Raw genomic sequence first — 18,224 nt, 5'->3', positions numbered from 1 at the left:
AATTGAGGCAGTTTTGAAATTATTTAAAAAAACTAATCTTAGTGATTATCATATTTCTTATCCATTACAAAACTTTCCATGAATTTTGTAGTGTAGTTTCCTGAAAGATAAGCTTCGTCTTCCATCAACTGTCTGTGGAAAGGAATAGTTGTTTTCACACCTTCTACATAGAATTCTTCCAAAGCACGCTTCATTTTTGCAATCGCTTCTTCACGGGTTTGTGCCGTGGTAATCAATTTAGCAATCATTGAGTCATAGTTAGAAGGAATGGTGTATCCGGAATAAACGTGAGTGTCAACTCTGATTCCGTGACCGCCAGGAATATTTAATCCTGTGATTTTCCCCGGAGAAGGTCTGAAATCAGCATAAGGATCTTCCGCATTAATCCTACACTCAATTGAATGCAATTTCGGATAATGATTGATTCCTGAAATTGGAGTTCCTGCCGCTAAAAGTATCTGCTCTCTGATCAGATCATAATCAATTACCTGCTCGGTAATTGGATGTTCAACCTGTATTCTGGTGTTCATTTCCATGAAATAGAAATTTCTGTGCTTATCAACAAGGAATTCAATGGTTCCTACACCTTCGTAACCGATAAATTCTGCTGCTTTTACCGCTGCATCACCCATTTTCTCACGAAGTTCGTCAGTCATGAAAGGAGAAGGCGTTTCTTCAGTCAATTTTTGATTTCTTCTTTGTACAGAACAGTCTCTTTCAGAAAGGTGACAGGCTTTACCATATTGGTCACCTGCAACCTGAATTTCGATATGTCTTGGTTCTTCAATCAGTTTTTCCATATACATACCACCGTTTCCGAAGGCTGCAACCGCTTCCTGAATTGCAGATTCCCAGTGTTCTTTAAGATCTTCAGCTTTCCAAACGGCTCTCATTCCTTTACCACCGCCACCGGCAGTCGCTTTGATCATGACAGGATATCCTGTTTCTTCAGCCGTTTTTACTGCATGTTCGTAAGATTCTATTAATCCTTCAGAACCAGGTACACAAGGTACATTTGCAGCTTTCATGGTCGCTTTAGCATTCGCTTTGTCTCCCATTCTCTCGATTTGTTCAGGACTTGCACCAATAAATTTGATACCGTTTTTCTGACAGATTCTTGAGAAGTTTGCGTTTTCAGACAAGAAACCGTAACCTGGGTGAATTGCGTCAGCATTAGTGATTTCTGCCGCAGCTATAATGTTTGGAATTCTCAGGTAAGAATCTTTGCTCATTGGCGGACCGATACAAACGGCTTCGTCAGCAAATCTTACATGAAGACTGTCTTTATCGGCAGTAGAGTATACCGCAACAGTTTTGATTCCCATTTCTTTACAAGTACGTAAAATACGCATTGCAATTTCGCCACGATTGGCAATTAATATTTTTTTGAACATCTCTCTGAAATTTTAAATTTTAAATTCTGAATTTTAAATTATTTTAAATGAAGCACTTTTCATCTAAAATTTATAATCTTTCATCTAAAATTCCTTAAGATGGATCTACTAAGAATAATGGTTGGTCATATTCTACCGGAGTAGCATCGTCGACTAAAATTTTAACAATTTTACCGCTTATCTCAGATTCGATTTGGTTGAATAATTTCATCGCTTCGATTACGCAAACTACTTTTCCGTTAGAAACTTCGTCACCTACGTTGATGAAAACATCTTTATCCGGAGAAGGTTTTCTGTAGAAGGTTCCGATCATTGGAGACTTAATAGTAACATATTTACTATCTTCAGAAACCGCTTCAGTCTTTTCTGATGGAGAAACTGCTGCAGGAGCATGACCCGGAGCTGCTTGCTGAGGAGCCTGCTGATACATTGCTGGTTGAGCAACATAGCTTACCTCGTTACCTCCAAGTGGTGTTTTAATAGTAATTTCGAAATCTTTGGTCTTGTATTTAACTTCTGAAACTTCAGCTTTAGATACAAACTTAATAAGATTCTGTATGTCTTTAATGTCCATAAAATTGATATTTGATTTGTCGTCAAAGATACCAAAAAAACATAAAAAGCAACAAAAAACCACTCATTTTTATTAAAATTGAGTGGTTTTTGTATTAAATAGAGGTTTTTAAACTAAAAATCTCTTAATCTTCTTCTGTAGTAGTTTCTACTGTTTTTTCCAATACTACTTTTCCTCTGTAGTATAATTTCCCTTCATGCCAGTGCGCTCTGTGGTACAAGTGCATTTCTCCTGTAGTTGCATCTTTTGCCAATTGAGGAACTACTGCTTTGTAATGAGTTCTTCTCTTATCTCTTCTTGTAGACGACTGTCTTCTCTTTGGATGTGCCATTTTGTAATAACTTTTTTAATTTGATGAGCGATGAGATCTTTGCATCATCTCATCATATTATTATTATTTTTAATTTTTATCTTTTAATTTCTTCAAAGCTTCCCATCTCGGGTCAACTTCCTGTTCTTTTTCCTCAATTTCTTTCGGACTGAATTTTTCAAGAATTGCCAAATCTTCATCACTTATATTAGGTGATATTTTTTTCATGGGTATTGACAGTGCTACATTTTCATAAATCAAATGTGCTACGTTGAACGCATGATCGTTAGTGAGAATGGTAACTACATCTTCCTCGCTTTCATCATATGCTTCCCCGAATTTTACTAAAATACCGATTTGGTTTTCAACGGGGTGGTCGAAACTGTCGTTTGTAATATCACAAACCAGTTCTACCTTTCCATCTACTTTGACTTCAAATTCTAAAAATGTAGTGTGCTTATTTAAAAAAACTTCTACATCTATCTTAGGATTTGTAAATTCCTGTTCAGTTTCGAATAATTGAAAGAACTCTTTATCTATCTCAAACCTGAACTCGTGCTTACCGATTTTCAGTCCGGAAAAGCTTATATCGTAGTTTCTTAACTTGTCCATAAAATGAGTGTGCAAAAATATGCAATTATTTTAATATTACAAATAAAATGTATAACAAAATTGATTTTAATTGAGTTTGCAATTTATATTTCACTTTCTACAGGAAGATCTTCGTCAATCCCGTTATCTGAAGGCATTTTTCTTGGTTGAAGTCTGTTGCTCATCATTTCTTTGTAATCGCTTCTGTTTTTAAATATTTTAATCGCCATGAAAATCGCTTCTGTAAAGCTCTGCTCATCAGCAATATTTTTTCCTGCAATATCATAAGCCACACCATGATCCGGTGAAGTTCTGATAAAAGGAAGTCCTGCTGTATAATTTACCCCTTCTTCGTAAGCTAAAGTTTTAAATGGAGCCAAACCCTGGTCGTGATACATTGCTAAAACCGCATCGAAGCTTTTGTATTTGCTCGGCTGGAAGAAGCTGTCTGCAGGAAATGGTCCGAAAACCAGAATTCCCTGATCTGAAAGTTCTTTGATGGCTGGTGAAATGATTTCAATTTCTTCATTTCCGATCACACCACCGTCGCCGGAATGCGGATTTAAACCTAAAACTGCAATTTTTGGTTTTGAAATCGAAAAATCTTCAATTAAAGTTTGATTCAGTGCTTTAATTTGTTTTTTTATTTTTTCTTTAGAAATATTTTCTGCAACCTGAGAGATCGGGATGTGATGCGTAGATACGGCAACCTTTAAACCATCTGTTACCAAAAACATCAAACCTTTTTTGTTGAATTTTTCTTCCAGATAACCGGTGTGACCTGCGTGTTTGAAACCCATTTTCACCATTTCATCTTTATTAATCGGTGCAGTAACCAAAACATCAATTTCCCCTTTCATCAAAGCTTCTGTTGCGGCTTCTAAAGAGTCAATTGCCATTTTGGTAGATTCTTCTGTTGGTTTGCCTAATTCTACGTTAGAATTATCTTTCACCAAGTTAAGCATATTAAGCTTTCCGTTTTGAGCCTGTGAAGTTTCTGTGATATAATTGAAATTCAGATTGAGTTTAAAAATATTCTTCTGGTAAGTGAATAATTTTCCTGAGCCGAAAATAATTGGGGTAAAGAAGTCTGTGATGGTTTTGTCTTTCAGAGATTTCATGATGATTTCCGGGCCGATGCCGTTGAAGTCACCAATTGAAATTCCTACTCGTACTTTATGGTTTTTTGGGCTCATTTTGATTATCTTTGAAGATTATAATTTTACAAATTTAGCAAAAAATAATATGTTCACAGGAATTATTGAAGCGGTAGGAGTTATTGAAAAAATTGAAGAAAACGGCAGCAATATTAATTTTACTCTAAGCTGTCCCTTTACCCATGAATTAAAGATCGATCAGAGTCTTGCTCACAATGGCTGTTGTCTTACGGTGGTTGAAATTTCCGAAAGTCAATATGTTGTTACTGCGATCAATGAGACTTTAGAAAAAACCAATCTTGGAAAGTGGGAAGTGGGAAGTGTCGTAAATCTTGAACGTTGCATGATGATGAACGGAAGGCTTGACGGGCACATTGTTCAGGGGCATGTAGACCAAACAGGTGAGATAATTGGTATCGAAAACAAAGATGGCAGCTATTTTGTTACTGTACAGTATAATTCAGAAAGTGGTTTTGTGACGGTTCCGCAAGGTTCAATTACAATGAATGGAATTAGTCTTACTGTTGCCAAAAGCGGAGATTTTCAGTTTTCTGTTGCTATAATCCCTTATACGTGGGAATATACCAATATGAGAAATGTGAAAACAGGAGATAAAGTTAACCTTGAATTTGATATTGTAGGTAAATACATCGCTAAATTAATTAACAAACAGAATGTCGTTTAATAAATATAAAGGATATAGTTTAAGAAACCGCGTTTTTTTTGGTTTTCTACTCGTATGTCTTTTAAGTGTTGCAGCTTCTTCGTTAGTCCCATATTTTGTTTTGAGAAATAATTCTCTACAGCAGAGTAAGATAGATATGCAGGAGAAAACCAACGCTGTGATGAGATTCTTAGATTATGCAGTGAGTCTTTCTACCACGCAGACTAAAGATCTTCCTGTGGTTTTAAAAAATAAAATTTTTGAAATCGCAGACATCAATCAACACGATATTATTATTTATGATTTGAAAGGCAATTATTTACTTTCAAATAAAGATCCTAATCTGGTTGATAAGAAAAAAATTCCTGTTGATATTCTCAATAAACTGCTTTCCACTGAAGTCAGATATGATGTGAGAGGTTATGATGCTTCTAAGGATGCTGTTTTTACATCTTCCTATTTGCTGCTCAAAAACAATATGCTGGAGCCTATCGGATTGATATACATTCCTTTATATCACAATGAATCTGCTTATCTTGATGTACTTCATAAATACGTAGTTTATATCCTGATTGTTGATATTATTTTAATTGCGTTCAGCGTTTGGCTGAGTTGGGTGACTTCTGTCAATCTTGCGAAAAATATTACTAAATTTTCCGACATGATTACAAGGATTACGCTTTTCGAAAATGAAATGCGTCCTATAAAATATTATAAAAATGATGAGCTTAATGCTTTGGCAAGAGCTTATAACAGAATGATTCTTCAGATTCAGGATCAAAGAGAAAGGCTCCGTTTCAAGGCATCCGAAGAAGCGTGGCGCGAAATGGCAAAACAGGTTGCACATGAAGTGAAAAATCCTTTGACACCGATGAAATTAACTATTCAGAATTTCGAGAGAAAATTTGATCCTAATGATCCCAATATCACTGAAAAGGTTAAAAAATTAAGCAAAACGATGGTAGATCAGATTGATTTAATCGCAACGGTAGCCTCAGCTTTTTCAGAATTTGCAAAGCTTCCGGAAAAAAATAATGAAGTCATCAATCTTAATACGGAAATTGATGATATTCTCAGAGTTTTCAATGATGATCAGATATTTGTTCATTCAAATAAAGCCAATGTAATGGTGAATATGGATAGAATTTACCTTTCCAGAATCATCACCAATCTTATCACCAATGCAAAACAGGCACAAAGTGAAGACCGGGATCTTTTGGTAAATGTAGATATTGAGCAGCATCAGAGAAAAGTTAATATTTCAATACAGGATAACGGAGTAGGGATTGCTGAGAATATGTATGAAAGAATCTTCGAGCCCAATTTTACTTCAAAAAACAGCGGGATGGGATTAGGTTTATCTATGGTCAGAAAAATGGTGGAAGATTATAAAGGGCAAATAACAGTAAAATCTGAAGTCGGAAAAGGTTCTACATTTACGATTACGCTACCAACCAATCTCTAGTGAAGCCATTTCAATTTAAACAATTCGAAATTCAACAGTCTGCCGATGTTTTCCGTGTAGGAACAGATGGTTTATTACTGGGTGCTTTGGCAAATGTTGATTTTGCTGAAAGTGCTTTAGAAATCGGAACCGGTACAGGATTAATTTCTTTAATGCTTGCCCAAAGAAATTCACAGGTAAAAATTTTGGGTCTTGATATTAATGAAGAAGCGGTAAATGTTACAAAACTCAATTTTCAGAACTCAATTTTTCATTTAAGATTAAACAATACTCTTCAGGATTTTAAAACATTTAAAAGTGATAAAAAGTTTGATTTAATTGTTTCAAATCCACCTTATTTTGAAGAAAATCATTCCGGAAAAGATGTTATTGCAAGGCAAACTATTGAACTGAATTTCCAGCAATTAATTTCAAAATCATCAAAATTACTTTCAGAAAACGGAATTTTTTCTGTGATTATACCTTTAGAAGTTGGAAAAGATTTTATAGAAATTGCAAAAGAAAATCAATTGTTTCTAAGTCGGAAAATCAATATTTACGGAATTAAAAATTCAAAAATAAAAAGGCTGATTTTAGAATTTACACTTCTTGAAAAAAAATTTGACGAATCTGATATTGTGATAGAAAAAAGTCCGAGAAAATACTCAGACCAATATCTTAAACTCACCAAAGAATTTCATGTTTTTAAAGCATAATTTTTATTCAAATAATTCTGCGGTATCCAATACGGAAACTTTCCCGTCTTCACATCTGATAGCTTCTCCAGGAAAGTTTTGAATCATATGGTAATCATGCGTTGCCATCACTACGGCAGCTCCGTTTTCTGCAGCAACCTGTTTTAGTAAAGTCATGATTTCGTTAGATGTTTCCGGATCCAGGTTTCCTGTCGGCTCATCAGCCAAGATCAGATCAGGATGATTCAGTAGTGCTCTTGCAATGGCAATACGCTGTTGCTCGCCTCCGGAAAGTTCGTGTGGCATTTTATGCTTTTTACCTTTCATGTTTACACTGGAAAGCACTTCATTGATGCGCTCATCCATTTTTACTTTGTCCTTCCATCCGGTAGCTTCCAAAACGAATTTTAAGTTTTTTTCGACCGTTCTGTCAGAAAGTAATTGGAAATCCTGAAAAACAATTCCCAGTTTTCTTCTCAAATTTGGAACCTCCGATGCTTTCATTTTTGCCAGATCAAAGCCAACAACTTCACCATGTCCTGCAACCAAAGGAATATGTCCGTACAAAGTTTTCAGAAGCGAACTTTTACCCGAACCGGTTTTCCCGATAAGGTAGCAGAATCTGCCTTTCTTTATATTAAGATTAACATCGGTAAGCACAGTGAAATTTTTCTGAGTAATTTTTGCGTGCTGAAGATTAATAATATTGTCTCCGGTAATATGTGTATGTGGCATAAATTCAATTTTTAAAGGCTTTTTCCAAAAATAAATTTCAGAAATTAAAAATAGAAAAAAGATGGTTTACAAACCTAAAAATTAGGAAAATTTAACAACAAAAAATGCCTGAAAAAACTTATTTTCAAGCATAATCTGTATATTGTAAAGTGAGAATTATCTCTTAGCTCTTGCAGAACTGATCGATAGACTTTTTCTACCTTTAGCTCTTCTCGCTGCCAATACTCTTCTTCCGTTTGGCGTAGACATTCTTTCTCTGAAACCGTGCTTGTTTCTTTTCTTTCTTTCTGATGGCTGGAACGTTCTTTTACTCATTACTATATATTTTAGTCGTAATTATCTATTAATTTTCAGGTTGCAAATATATGTATATTTTTATTAAGTGCAAATATATTCTTGAATTATTTAATGAAATATTATGGAACTGAAATAGAAGGTAAGCAGACTTTTTACAGATTCATCATAATAAAAACTTTATCTTTGGAAACTCAAATTTAAAGAAATGTTTAAACCTGCCGAACTTTTAGAAATCAATCAGCTGCTTATCCCGGAAAATAAAATCGTAATTCTTACCCATTACAATCCGGATGGTGATGCTATTGGCTCAAGTTTAGGCTTAAAACATTACTTACGTGCCAAAGGAATTGAAGCTGAAGTAGTAACTCCGAATGATTTCCCGAAATTTCTGAAATGGATGCCGGAAGCAAAGAAAAATATCATCGGAGAATACAAAAGAAAAGTAGCTTTTGATCTTATCAATGATGCAGATGTGATTTTTTGTTTAGATTTTAATTCTCCAGCAAGAATCGGGCTTTTAGGAGATTGGTTAATGAGAGCAAAGGCTAAAAAAATTCTTATTGATCACCATCAGCAGCCGGAAGATTTTGATTTTGTATATTCAGACACCATTATTCCCGCAACCTGCCAAATGATTTATCATTTTATTGAAGCGATGGATGATGAAGATCTGGTGAATAAAGAGATTGCCGAATGTCTCTACACAGGAATTATGACAGATACCGGTGGTTTCCGTTTTCGTTCTACAAGTGCAGCAACGCATAGAATTGTGGCTAATTTAATTGAAAAAGGAGCTGATCCTTCCATCATCACATCAAATACCTGGGATACAAATACCGTTTCCCGTTTACACTTACTGGCTTTGGTTCTAGGACGAATTGAAGTTGTGAACGACGGTACAGTTGCTATTTTGTCTTTGACGAGAAAAGAGCTTCAGGAATACGGCTTCCAGAAAGGCGACACCGAAGGTTTTGTAAATTACGGACTAAGCATTGTAGGAGTAAGAATGTCTGCTTTCTTTTTGGAAGATTTGTATGAAGATTTTATTAAAATTTCTTTCAGAAGTAAAGATGATGTAGACGTGAATCAATTCTCAAGAAAATATTTTAACGGTGGAGGTCACATCAACGCAGCCGGAGGAAAATCTATGGAATCTTTACCAGATACCATTGACACGTTTAAATCAAAGTTGGCTGAGGAAAATTTGTAGTTAGTTAGTTTATTATTTATAACTCGAAACTTATAATTTTCTATACCCTTTTTTCTCAAGCTCTTTACATGTATATTCATAAACCTCAGAGAACATATCATCCAGAGATTTTTTGTTGAATAAACTAAACTTGGTCATTTTTGGGGGATCTAAAAATATATCACAAGATTTAGCTTTAGAATAAACAGATTTGGCAATCGCCAAGTGAAGAATACGGTCAAATTCTTTCATCAGACTCATGTTTTCAAGTGCGTCATAGCTGATGGAATTCACATGAGAACCAATCAGGAAGTCACATTTATCGATAATTGGTTCGATGGGCAAATTGTCTAAAACACCACCATCCACATAGACTTTTTCGCCCATTCTTACAGGTGGCAACACAAACGGAACACTCGATGATGCCAAAAGAGGTCCGAATAACTCGCCTTCCGAAAAAAAGTCTACAATGCCATGTGTCATTTCTGTTGCAGCAACGTATACCGGAATTTTCAGCACTTTAAAATCATCTTCAGGAAAATGATCTGTCAGTAATTTGAGAATAAATTTAGAACTAAAAATCCCGTTCTTGGAAAGTTTTAAATAAGAGCGTGAGAAAAAAGTCGTTTTTTTTACGATTTTCATCATTTCATCGGGAGATGTTCCGATAGAGTAGAATGCTGCAACAATAGAACCGGCACTGGTTCCGGAAATGATGTCAGGTTTCAGATTGTATTCCTCTAGAGCCTTGAGAACGGCAATATGGGCAATACCCCGCATTCCGCCGCCGGATAAAGTGAGACCGATAATTGGTTTCTTTTTTTTGAAAGAGAATAATCCCATTGAAAATTTTGAACTGTACTAAGTTAACGGTATTTTGCAGAATAAATTACGGTTCATCGCATTCCGAATCAATTTTTATAAAAAGCGAATTAAACTCATTATTCATTTTCATATCATGCGATGGTCTTTGGATATCGGCATTGGCGCAGTTTCCCCATCCAAACGTAATTAAGTCTATTGTTGCGTAATCTTTCCAGTCAGAAGAATGAAGATGGTTTTCAAATTCATTGATAATTCTCTGCGGATCGCCGTTTCTTTTACTCATTTCTTCACGCAGTTTTCTCCATGCAACAATCATTTCTGCGTCATTTGAATTTAAAGCTTTCGCAAAATTTCTGCAATTTCCTGTAAATGTATTATTGATTAAAACGGAAGGATCAGAATAACTTTCAATCTGAAGTTTTTTCTTTTCATAATCCCGCCGGAGCTCTTCATCATATTGTTTTTTAATATTTTGCCAATACGGAATATTTACAGTTTTTAAATTTTCAAGAATCTTTTTTCCTGATGCAAAATCTTTGTCTAATTTGTCTAAAATCAAATCTTTGTCATGTCGTACTTCTTCCAGATCATTGATGTTAAAAACAGAAGGTGTGCTGAGTGAGATGCCGGCATTCTGAAACCAGAGTTTATAAGTTCCTTCCAGTTCTTCACGAGAATATTGATTAGTGTCATAATATCCTTTACTTTCACAAAGTTCCGTTACAAAAGCGAAAATTTGGGTTGCAGTTGGCTTTGATGCTAAAGAATCTTTCGCAGGTTGTTCAATGATAATTGCAGGGTCTTCTTGTTTTGTATTAGAAATTGAAGTTTCTTTTTTGCAACTGACCAACGAAATTAACAAGACTGAAAATATCCAAATTCTCATAAATGATTTTTTACAAAAGAAATTTTTTCGGTAGATGATGAAGTAATTCTGTGTTGATGATTGCAGCGCAAATGCTTGGTTTTTCCCAGTGACCGTTGTGTCCACAATCCACAATATACGATTTTAGGTTAGTTCGGTCGGGAAGGTTGTTGATGGTTTTATCCGTTTTTACAGCATTGTCATGCTTCCCGGCAATCACTAAGATTTTGGCTTCCAGATTTTCAAGAACGTGCTTTTTATCAGTTCTTTCTACCATTCCTTTTACACAGGCCAAAGCTCCAAGATGATTGGTAGAGAGCGCAACTTCCAAAGCTGTTTCTATTTTTCCTTCCAGAAGATCTCTTTCGTTTTGATTGAATAAATTCGGGACTCCTGCTCTTGCATAGTGTGGAAATGCATCTTTGATAATTCTGTAGCTTTTTATGCGTTGCTCTTTTTTTTCATCGTCGTCAGCAAAATAGGTTGAGAAAAAAAAGGGTTAAACTTTTCAGGCTCTCAGGAAATTTTTCAGCAAATGCTAAAGAAGTATATCCTCCCATTGAATGGCCGAGAAGATGAAATTTTTCTAAATTTTCATGATCCACAACTTTTTTTATTTCATCAGCCATCAATTCCATGGTGTGAACTTCTGCTAAAATATCAGATTTTCCGTGACCGGGAAGATCGATTTTCAATAAGGTGAAATCTTTGGAAAGATGCGTTTCCATATCACTCCAGATGCTGAGGTTTTCCATAAACCCGTGAAGAAGCACTAAAGTTTCTTTTCCGTTACCTTTCTTTTCAAAGTAGAGCATAGTTTAGATTTAAAAATGAATATCAATATAGTCAACAAAACCCGAACCGTTTACCATATCCTGAAGTCTGTAAGTTTTTCCTCCGTCTTTTGACATTAACGTTTTCGTACCTTTTCTGGTATAAGTTTTTCCGTTTTCGTTTTCAGAAATGCTTTGAGTGATTTCACCTGTAAAGTTGATGTGTTTAGCAGAAACAACTTGTGTGAAACCTTTTATGACCACAGAATTTTTGCCAGATTTAATATTTCCTGATAAAGTATAATGATCTCTTTCACCATCAATTTTTGAGAAATTTACAGATCCTGAGATTTTAGAAGAAGCATCGTTTTGGTAGGTAAATTTGTGGTTTCCGCTGAAATCTTTGAACCGGTTTTTACTGTTTAAAGATTTTATGCTGTCATTAATTTTTGTCCGTTGCGCGTTAATTGAGTCTACAATTTTTGTGCTGTCTGTTTTCTGAGAATCTTTTTTTGAGCATGAAAATGTGAGAATTCCTGCGATGGCTAAGATCAGAGTTTTTTTCATGAAGTTTATAAGTTTATGGTTTCAAATTTAAATAAAAAAAAGAGCATTATAAAAATGCTCTTCACTTTATTTTACGATTTCCTCGTAAACTTTGTGTTCCCACGGTTTGAGATCTGTTATTCCGTATCGTTCTTTTTTTGAGATTGCAATATTATCGAGTATATCAACAAAGTTTTTATAATTGGCTTCATCGGTTGGTTTTACAATGATGGTAAATTTGTCTTTCTTCGGAGCTTTTTCATAGGCTTCGGAAATTATTTTTGAAATTTTTACGCCACTAAAATCCGTTTCGTTCAAATTGTTTTTTGTAAGTCCTTTCTCGCTGCTTTGATGATAAAAAACGCGGTTGTCTTCACCTAAAATAAAAGTAACCTGATTTCTTTCATCAATGACTATATCTTTTATAGATATCGGGTTTGGATCTTTCGCAGGCAAACCAAGATCCATCACATTAGGTTTTGTAAAGTTGGTCGTAAACATAAAAAAGGTAATCAATAAAAAACCTAAATCCACCATGGGAGTCATGTCAACTTTTATGAGTTTTTTTCTCTGTCTGGATTTTTTTCCTTTCTCGTCTTGTGCAATGATTTCAGCCATGATTCAATAATTTTTGAATTAAATAATTGATTTTTTAAGAAATGTATTCTTCGTTACAAGTTTTGTAACAAATTCTATACCCTAATTAGTAAATCGGTAATAAATATTATTTAAAATTAAATGTTTTGCATAGAATTTCGTGATTAATTTGTATAACAATAAGCTTTTGGGAAAATTTAATATTATCTAAAAAATAAGCTCACAACTTTCGAAGTGAGCTTAGTATTATTAAAAATAAATCTTATTTGTTCTGTTTAAAATAATTAACACCGCATTCTAAGAATTTTTTGAAATCTTCTTTCTGCATATAACCGGAAACCGGTGTGTTGATTACTCTTCCGTCTGGCGTTATCAAAACATAATGAGGCTGAGAATTATTATTAAAATTCACCTGTTGGAATAAACTCCATCGATCACCGATTGTTTTTACTTTTTTTACTTGTCCACCACCCAAATCAATCTTCGTTTTTTGATCTTCGGGAAGTTCTTCTTTGTCATCAACATACAATGAAGCTAACACGATATCGTTCTGAAGAATCGGTAAAATATCCGGTTCGCTCCACACAAATTCTTCCATTTTACGGCAGTTTTCACAACCATAACCTGTGAAATCGACCAAAATGGGTTTGTTTTCTTTTTTAGCTAGTTCAATGGCATTAAAGAAATCATGTTCAGGCTTCATTCCTAAAATTCCGTCTTTTTCGTCATGAAGATAGCTCACATTCAATGGAGGCAAAATTCCGCTTAATAATTGAAGTTTCGGTCTTTCGGCAGGAATTAATCCCTGAATTAGATAAATCACAAAAACAATTCCCAAAGCTCCAAGAATCTTTCTTGTAATCGAAATTTTTGGTTTTTTATCATCGTGCGGAAATCTGATCAATCCGAATAAATATAATGCTAATCCTATCGCAATCACAATCCAGATCGCAATGAAAAGTTCTCTTTTAATTAAAAATGTTTTTGAAACTAAATCTGCCTTTGATAAAAATTTTAAAGCCAAAGCCAATTCTACAAAACCTAAAACCACTTTCACTGTATTCATCCATCCTCCGGATTTTGGAAGACTCTGTAAAGCTTGAGGGAATAATGCTAAAAGCCCAAAAACAATTGCCCACGCAAATCCGAAACCTGCCAAAGCAAACGTCAACAACATAGGAACATTGGTAGAACCTGTCACTGCACTTCCCAATAAACTTCCTAAAATTGGACCTGTACATGAGAATGAAACTATTACTAAAGTCAGCGCCATGAAGAAAATTCCAATAATTCCTCCTGCTTCTTCGGCTTTTGAAGATTTGTTGGCAATTGAGCTTGGCAAAGTGATGTCATAATATCCGAAGAAACTGCCTGCGAAGAAAATGAAAATGATAAAGAATACGACATTCAGCCAAACGCTTGTTGAAATTTCGTTGAAAATATTCCCTGCAATCCCATCAATCAAATGGAATGGAAGACTTAACAATACAAAAATGATCAGAATGAAGAAGCCATAAATCATTGCATCTCTCTTTCCTTTTGCTTTGTTTTTATTTCCTTTTGTAAAGAACGAAACCGTCAAAGGAATCATCGGGAAAACGCATGGGGTAAGCAAAGCGATCAATCCACCGATGAATCCCAGGAACAAATAGGTCCAATAATTTTCAGAGGCTTCAATTGTTTTAGTTCCACAATCCGTCAAAGGTTTTTTGAAATCTATGGTGGAAATTTTAAGTTGTTTCGGATCGAGTTTAGAAGTTTCTGTAACAGTGATTTCTCCTTTTGCAGGATTCTCAAGTACGGTTTCTCTTGTTTTTACAGAGTCTTTTATTTCTTCAGTTGGTACAACAGCATCCTCTGAAACTCCTTTTGGAGTAATTTTTTGATTAAATTCTAAAGTATTCGGAGCAAGACAAACTCTGTCATCACAAGTCTGATACGTAATTTCAGCAATGACTTCTCCGGGTTTTGTACCGTCTTTTAATTTAAATTTCTGTTTAAAACCTGCAGAATTTGAATAGTAAATAATCGTTCCGCCAAAAGCTTCAGAAAATTCTTCGTGCTTTTTACCGACCTCCTGAAATTTACCGATCAATTCTATGTTTTTTCCCGAAACCACATATTCTGTGGGAATTCCGGTATCTTCAGGAATATCTCTTGAATAAATATGCCAACCGCTTTCTAAAGTGGCATTCAGTACAGCTTCGTATTGGTTGTTGCCCAATTCGTTAACCGTGAATTTGAATTTTACAGGATTTTTGATTTGTGCATTGATTCCCGTAAATAAGAACAGGAGAATGAGTAACAACCAGTTTTTGAATTTCATTTTACTTTTCATTAAAAATTTTGAGAATACTTTTAGTTCTCTCATCTTTTGCGTAGCGTCTATCTTGTCTGAAAGGAATAATGCCTAAAACACTATTGTTTCCGTCTGTCAAAAGCCAAATTTTTTGCTTGGCTAAAATAGACATTTTTTCGTCCTTAAAAAACTTCGAAACTTTCTTTTTCCCCGAAAAACCAATCGGATAAAAAACGTCTCCTTCCTGTTTTCGTCTTAGTTTCAACGGAAAGGTGATTTTTTCAGCATCAAAACTCCATTGAAATGTTTTATTGATTTCTTCAATAGTCAAAATGGTGTCTGAAATGTTGATTTCAACCATGTTTTGATTCAGATCAAATGTTTGGGTTAAAATAATTTCTTCCTGATTTTCTTTTTCTTGATTTAATTGAAGGAAAATCAATTCGTTTCGATTGATGATAAGTTGGAAGTCTTTTGAGAAAAATGAACTCCCGGTTGTCGCTTTGAAGATTTTTGTAATCTCTTTTTCTTCATCGAAACCATATTTTTTTAAGATTTCAAATTTCACAAAATCACTTTCAAGATTCAGTTTATTTTTATCTAAAATTTTATTTTCATTGTTCGAAATAGTAATTCTGTTTTCAATTTCTTCAATCTGTTGCAGAATAAAATCTTTGGTTTGATTTAAATAAGACAATGATTTTTTAAAATTTTCGAGGAAATGATCGTGTGTTTCTAAAAGTTTCGGAACAATTTTATTTCTGATTTTATTTCTTAGATAATCATTTTTTGTATTAGAAAGATCTTCACGATATTCAATCTGATTTTCTTTTGCGAAATCATAAATTTCGTCTTTAGAAAAATGTAAAAGCGGACGAATAATATTATTGTCATTCGAGGGGATTCCGCTCAAACCTTTAATTCCGGAAGCTTTAGATAAATGAATGATGAAAGTTTCCAGCTGATCATTCAGATGATGTGCGGTAACTAGAAATTCAAGATTTTCTTTTTCCTGAATCTGTTTAAAAAAATGATAGCGAAGTTCTCTCGCCCAAAGCTGAATAGAATTTACAGGTTTATCATCTTTTTCTGAAACTTCATATAAATGAAATTTAATATCATTACTCTCACAAAAATTTTCTACTACTTTTTGATCTGCGTCAGAGTCTTCTCCACGAAGCTTATAATTCACGTGTGCAATCTGAAAATTTAAATCTAAAGCTTTAAAAATGAAAGCCAAAACCATAGAATCTGCACCTCCGCTTACGGCTAAAAGAAAGGTCTTATTTTTATAAAACCCAATGAGATTTCCGAGTTGTTTTTCGAAGCTTGATTTATCCAGCATGAGGCTTAGAATTTCTTTTGTACAAAGATAAACCATATAATTAAAATGAATTTTCCTAAATTTGGACGTCTAAAAAAAGATTATTTATGAAGATTATTAAAATTTTAGCAGTTTCTGCAATGGTGTTGGGTGTAACATCTTGTGTAAGTAAAAAACAGTATGATGCGTTGAGTGGCAACTACAAACAGTGTATCGAAAATATTGGCGAAAGACAGAGAGAAATTCAGGATCTGAAAGGTCAGAATTCTACATTAACGGCGGAAAATAACTTATTAAAAAGCCAGCACGATGCTTTGAAATCATCTTTGGATGCCTGTCTTTCTAATACAGGAAAAAGTTCTGCAAACATTGATAAGTTGGTAGGAGAGATCAATTCTTCTAACATGTATATCAAACAGCTTATTTCTTCTAATGCGAAAAATGACAGTTTAAATTTAGCATTGTCAAACAAATTGAAAAGATCGTTGGATAACGTAACCGACGATGATGTTCAGGTAAAAGTTCTGAAAGGTGTTGTAATGATTTCACTTTCGGATAAAATGCTTTATAAAGTTGGAGATTACAATGTGCTTCCAGCGGCTCAGGAAGTTTTGGGTAAAGTAGCAAAAGTAATCAACGATTATGATAAATACTCAGTATTGATTGAAGGTAACACAGATAATTCTCCTCTAAGTTCAGCAAATTTACCAAGAGATAATTGGGATCTTTCTGCGTTAAGAGGAACATCGGTTGCAAAAGTATTGCAAAGTCAGTTTGGTGTTGACCCGGCAAGAATTACTGCTGGTGGACGTTCAGAATACAATCCGAAAGCCACAAACATGAGTGTTTCCGGAAGAGCGGAAAATAGAAGAACAGAAATCATCATTATGCCAAAACTTGATGAGTTTATGAAACTGATGGATATTACTCCTAAGAAGTAATTGTCTACAGAATAGTATAAAAAAGTCCCGATAAAAATTTTTATCGGGACTTTTTAAATAACATCTTCTTTTTTTAGTTTTAAGAAGATTCTTTCTAAAAAAGATAGGCGTTCTCTTTTGAGAAGTGTTTTTGTGTTCGAAGGGTTTAATTGTTTCATTAAATTTTTAGGATCCTTCATTTTAAATAAATTTTTTTTCACCATAACAGTGAAAATATCTTTCTGCAAATCTACCACTCTAAATGATTAAAAAACATCCGTATTTTTACGGATATTTTCGTGATAACGGATGTATTTTATTTACGTAAATTTGAATTGTAAAAATCATTAATATGAGCTTTTTTGAAGAAGAAAACGCTGAAATGGATAGGTATCTGGAAAATCATGCTTCCGCAGAGCCTGAAATCCTAAGAAACCTGAGAAGAGAAACTTTCCAAAAAACGACTCAGCCCCATATGATCTCTGGTTATCAGCAGGGAAGATTGTTGACGATTATTTCAAAAATTCTGCAACCGAAAAATGTTTTAGAAATAGGAACTTTTACCGGTTATGCGGCACTTTGCCTATCAGAAGGTTTAACAAAAGATGGAAAGCTTACTACTTTGGATGTAAATGAAGATTTAGCGTATTTACCCAAAAAATATTTTGCGGAAAGTAAGTCTTCTGATCAGATCCATTTTAAACTTCAGGATGCAAAAGAATTTTTGCAAGAAACTGATGAAATTTTTGATTTGATTTTTATTGATGCAGATAAAGAAAATTACGCAGAATATTTTAGATTAATTAAACCCAAAACAAAATCTGGCTCAGTGGTGATGTTTGACAACGTGCTTTGGTACGGGAAAGTTTTAGAAGAACAGCCTAAACAAAAATCTACACAGGTGATCAAAGAGCTTAATGATTTGGTAGCGAAAGATGAAGATTTTGAAAATCTTATTTTACCTTTGCGTGACGGAGTAAATCTGCTTCGCAGGAAGTAATTAAAAGATTTAAATATTAAATAAT

Annotated in this window: 19 protein-coding genes and 1 pseudogene; 6 read left to right on the top strand and 14 right to left on the bottom strand. The window is 34.2% G+C overall.

Annotated features, from left to right (window positions below):
- Positions 1–38 precede the first annotated feature (38 nt).
- The 5 genes from accC to pdxA form a co-directional block, all read right to left on the bottom strand.
- Positions 39–1,394: an acetyl-CoA carboxylase biotin carboxylase subunit gene (gene accC, locus ACZZZA_RS02955; protein ID WP_463429727.1), complete on the bottom strand. Its 1,356-nt coding sequence runs from the start codon at positions 1,392–1,394 to the stop codon at positions 39–41.
- A 94-nt stretch (positions 1,395–1,488) separates the two neighbouring features.
- A complete protein-coding gene (gene accB / locus ACZZZA_RS02950; protein ID WP_463429726.1) occupies positions 1,489–1,968 on the bottom strand; it encodes an acetyl-CoA carboxylase biotin carboxyl carrier protein in 480 nt (159 codons plus the stop codon).
- 124 nt (positions 1,969–2,092) lie between these two features.
- The gene (rpmF, locus tag ACZZZA_RS02945) at positions 2,093–2,299 is read right to left on the bottom strand and encodes a 50S ribosomal protein L32 (RefSeq protein WP_463429725.1); all 207 of its coding nucleotides are present in this window, start codon (positions 2,297–2,299) and stop codon (positions 2,093–2,095) included.
- Positions 2,300–2,368: 69 nt separating this feature from the next.
- Positions 2,369–2,890, bottom strand: coding sequence for a YceD family protein (locus ACZZZA_RS02940; RefSeq protein ID WP_463429724.1), 522 nt, complete (start codon positions 2,888–2,890; stop codon positions 2,369–2,371).
- Between the two features lie 83 nt (positions 2,891–2,973).
- Positions 2,974–4,065 carry a 4-hydroxythreonine-4-phosphate dehydrogenase PdxA gene (pdxA, locus tag ACZZZA_RS02935; RefSeq protein WP_463429723.1) on the bottom strand — a complete coding sequence of 364 codons (1,092 nt, stop codon included), beginning with the start codon at positions 4,063–4,065 and terminating at the stop codon, positions 2,974–2,976.
- A 49-nt stretch (positions 4,066–4,114) separates the two neighbouring features.
- Here pdxA and ACZZZA_RS02930 point away from each other — a divergent pair, with 49 nt between their 5' ends.
- The 3 genes from ACZZZA_RS02930 to ACZZZA_RS02920 are packed head-to-tail and all read left to right on the top strand — an operon-like array spanning position 4,115 to position 6,850.
- Positions 4,115–4,711: a riboflavin synthase gene (locus ACZZZA_RS02930; protein WP_463429722.1), complete on the top strand. Its 597-nt coding sequence runs from the start codon at positions 4,115–4,117 to the stop codon at positions 4,709–4,711.
- Positions 4,701–6,155, top strand: coding sequence for a sensor histidine kinase (locus ACZZZA_RS02925; protein WP_463429721.1), 1,455 nt, complete (start codon positions 4,701–4,703; stop codon positions 6,153–6,155). Before ACZZZA_RS02930 ends, ACZZZA_RS02925 begins: the two co-directional genes overlap by 11 nt.
- Entirely contained in the window at positions 6,155–6,850 is a 696-nt protein-coding gene (locus ACZZZA_RS02920; RefSeq protein WP_463429720.1) for a tRNA1(Val) (adenine(37)-N6)-methyltransferase, read from the top strand. The genes ACZZZA_RS02925 and ACZZZA_RS02920 overlap by 1 nt, the downstream gene beginning before the upstream one ends.
- Positions 6,851–6,853: 3 nt before the next feature.
- Here ACZZZA_RS02920 and ACZZZA_RS02915 read toward each other — a convergent pair whose 3' ends face one another.
- Together ACZZZA_RS02915 and rpmH are read right to left on the bottom strand one after the other, a co-directional pair.
- Positions 6,854–7,564 carry a cell division ATP-binding protein FtsE gene (locus ACZZZA_RS02915; RefSeq protein ID WP_463429719.1) on the bottom strand — a complete coding sequence of 237 codons (711 nt, stop codon included), beginning with the start codon at positions 7,562–7,564 and terminating at the stop codon, positions 6,854–6,856.
- Between the two features lie 156 nt (positions 7,565–7,720).
- A complete protein-coding gene (gene rpmH / locus ACZZZA_RS02910; protein WP_034755721.1) occupies positions 7,721–7,879 on the bottom strand; it encodes a 50S ribosomal protein L34 in 159 nt (52 codons plus the stop codon).
- A gap of 187 nt (positions 7,880–8,066) precedes the next feature.
- Here rpmH and ACZZZA_RS02905 point away from each other — a divergent pair, with 187 nt between their 5' ends.
- Entirely contained in the window at positions 8,067–9,071 is a 1,005-nt protein-coding gene (locus tag ACZZZA_RS02905) for a DHH family phosphoesterase (protein WP_463429718.1), read from the top strand.
- Between the two features lie 30 nt (positions 9,072–9,101).
- On the opposite strand, the gene ACZZZA_RS02900 is transcribed toward ACZZZA_RS02905, so the two are convergent.
- The 7 genes and pseudogenes from ACZZZA_RS02900 to tilS all read right to left on the bottom strand — a co-directional run bounded on the left by ACZZZA_RS02900 (position 9,102) and on the right by tilS (position 16,300).
- Positions 9,102–9,893 (bottom strand): patatin-like phospholipase family protein, encoded by a 792-nt coding sequence (locus tag ACZZZA_RS02900; RefSeq protein WP_463429717.1) that lies wholly within the window; start codon positions 9,891–9,893, stop codon positions 9,102–9,104.
- Positions 9,894–9,939: 46 nt separating this feature from the next.
- Positions 9,940–10,761 carry a hypothetical protein gene (locus ACZZZA_RS02895; protein ID WP_463429716.1) on the bottom strand — a complete coding sequence of 274 codons (822 nt, stop codon included), beginning with the start codon at positions 10,759–10,761 and terminating at the stop codon, positions 9,940–9,942.
- A gap of 10 nt (positions 10,762–10,771) precedes the next feature.
- Positions 10,772–11,555 (bottom strand): annotated as a pseudogene (locus ACZZZA_RS02890) (alpha/beta fold hydrolase).
- Positions 11,556–11,564: 9 nt separating this feature from the next.
- A complete protein-coding gene (locus ACZZZA_RS02885) occupies positions 11,565–12,080 on the bottom strand; it encodes a hypothetical protein (RefSeq protein ID WP_463429715.1) in 516 nt (171 codons plus the stop codon).
- 66 nt (positions 12,081–12,146) lie between these two features.
- Positions 12,147–12,677 carry an ExbD/TolR family protein gene (locus tag ACZZZA_RS02880; protein ID WP_463429714.1) on the bottom strand — a complete coding sequence of 177 codons (531 nt, stop codon included), beginning with the start codon at positions 12,675–12,677 and terminating at the stop codon, positions 12,147–12,149.
- A 241-nt stretch (positions 12,678–12,918) separates the two neighbouring features.
- Entirely contained in the window at positions 12,919–14,982 is a 2,064-nt protein-coding gene (locus ACZZZA_RS02875; RefSeq protein WP_463433724.1) for a protein-disulfide reductase DsbD family protein, read from the bottom strand.
- Between the two features lies 1 nt (position 14,983).
- Positions 14,984–16,300, bottom strand: coding sequence for a tRNA lysidine(34) synthetase TilS (tilS, locus tag ACZZZA_RS02870; RefSeq protein WP_463433721.1), 1,317 nt, complete (start codon positions 16,298–16,300; stop codon positions 14,984–14,986).
- Between the two features lie 86 nt (positions 16,301–16,386).
- Between tilS and ACZZZA_RS02865 the strand changes: the two genes are divergently transcribed.
- Positions 16,387–17,220, top strand: a complete 834-nt coding sequence (locus ACZZZA_RS02865; protein ID WP_463429713.1) for an OmpA family protein — start codon at positions 16,387–16,389, stop codon at positions 17,218–17,220.
- A 331-nt stretch (positions 17,221–17,551) separates the two neighbouring features.
- Positions 17,552–18,199: an O-methyltransferase gene (locus tag ACZZZA_RS02860; RefSeq protein WP_463429712.1), complete on the top strand. Its 648-nt coding sequence runs from the start codon at positions 17,552–17,554 to the stop codon at positions 18,197–18,199.
- The last annotated feature ends 25 nt before the right edge of the window (positions 18,200–18,224 follow it).

Source organism: Chryseobacterium sp. AC405b, assembly GCF_979258685.1.
The sequence above is the reverse complement of the archived record's forward strand: the minus strand, read 5'-3'. Positions and strand labels throughout refer to the sequence as shown.

Coding starts and splice junctions, on each gene's coding strand:
- accC (WP_463429727.1), bottom strand. CDS start 1,394: ATGTTCAAAAAAATATTAATTGCCAATCGTGGCGAAATTGCAATGCGT.
- accB (WP_463429726.1), bottom strand. CDS start 1,968: ATGGACATTAAAGACATACAGAATCTTATTAAGTTTGTATCTAAAGCT.
- rpmF (WP_463429725.1), bottom strand. CDS start 2,299: ATGGCACATCCAAAGAGAAGACAGTCGTCTACAAGAAGAGATAAGAGA.
- ACZZZA_RS02940 (WP_463429724.1), bottom strand. CDS start 2,890: ATGGACAAGTTAAGAAACTACGATATAAGCTTTTCCGGACTGAAAATC.
- pdxA (WP_463429723.1), bottom strand. CDS start 4,065: ATGAGCCCAAAAAACCATAAAGTACGAGTAGGAATTTCAATTGGTGAC.
- ACZZZA_RS02930 (WP_463429722.1), top strand. CDS start 4,115: ATGTTCACAGGAATTATTGAAGCGGTAGGAGTTATTGAAAAAATTGAA.
- ACZZZA_RS02925 (WP_463429721.1), top strand. CDS start 4,701: ATGTCGTTTAATAAATATAAAGGATATAGTTTAAGAAACCGCGTTTTT.
- ACZZZA_RS02915 (WP_463429719.1), bottom strand. CDS start 7,564: ATGCCACATACACATATTACCGGAGACAATATTATTAATCTTCAGCAC.
- rpmH (WP_034755721.1), bottom strand. CDS start 7,879: ATGAGTAAAAGAACGTTCCAGCCATCAGAAAGAAAGAAAAGAAACAAG.
- ACZZZA_RS02905 (WP_463429718.1), top strand. CDS start 8,067: ATGTTTAAACCTGCCGAACTTTTAGAAATCAATCAGCTGCTTATCCCG.
- ACZZZA_RS02900 (WP_463429717.1), bottom strand. CDS start 9,893: ATGGGATTATTCTCTTTCAAAAAAAAGAAACCAATTATCGGTCTCACT.
- ACZZZA_RS02895 (WP_463429716.1), bottom strand. CDS start 10,761: ATGAGAATTTGGATATTTTCAGTCTTGTTAATTTCGTTGGTCAGTTGC.
- ACZZZA_RS02885 (WP_463429715.1), bottom strand. CDS start 12,080: ATGAAAAAAACTCTGATCTTAGCCATCGCAGGAATTCTCACATTTTCA.
- ACZZZA_RS02880 (WP_463429714.1), bottom strand. CDS start 12,677: ATGGCTGAAATCATTGCACAAGACGAGAAAGGAAAAAAATCCAGACAG.
- ACZZZA_RS02875 (WP_463433724.1), bottom strand. CDS start 14,982: ATGAAATTCAAAAACTGGTTGTTACTCATTCTCCTGTTCTTATTTACG.
- tilS (WP_463433721.1), bottom strand. CDS start 16,300: ATGCTGGATAAATCAAGCTTCGAAAAACAACTCGGAAATCTCATTGGG.
- ACZZZA_RS02865 (WP_463429713.1), top strand. CDS start 16,387: ATGAAGATTATTAAAATTTTAGCAGTTTCTGCAATGGTGTTGGGTGTA.
- ACZZZA_RS02860 (WP_463429712.1), top strand. CDS start 17,552: ATGAGCTTTTTTGAAGAAGAAAACGCTGAAATGGATAGGTATCTGGAA.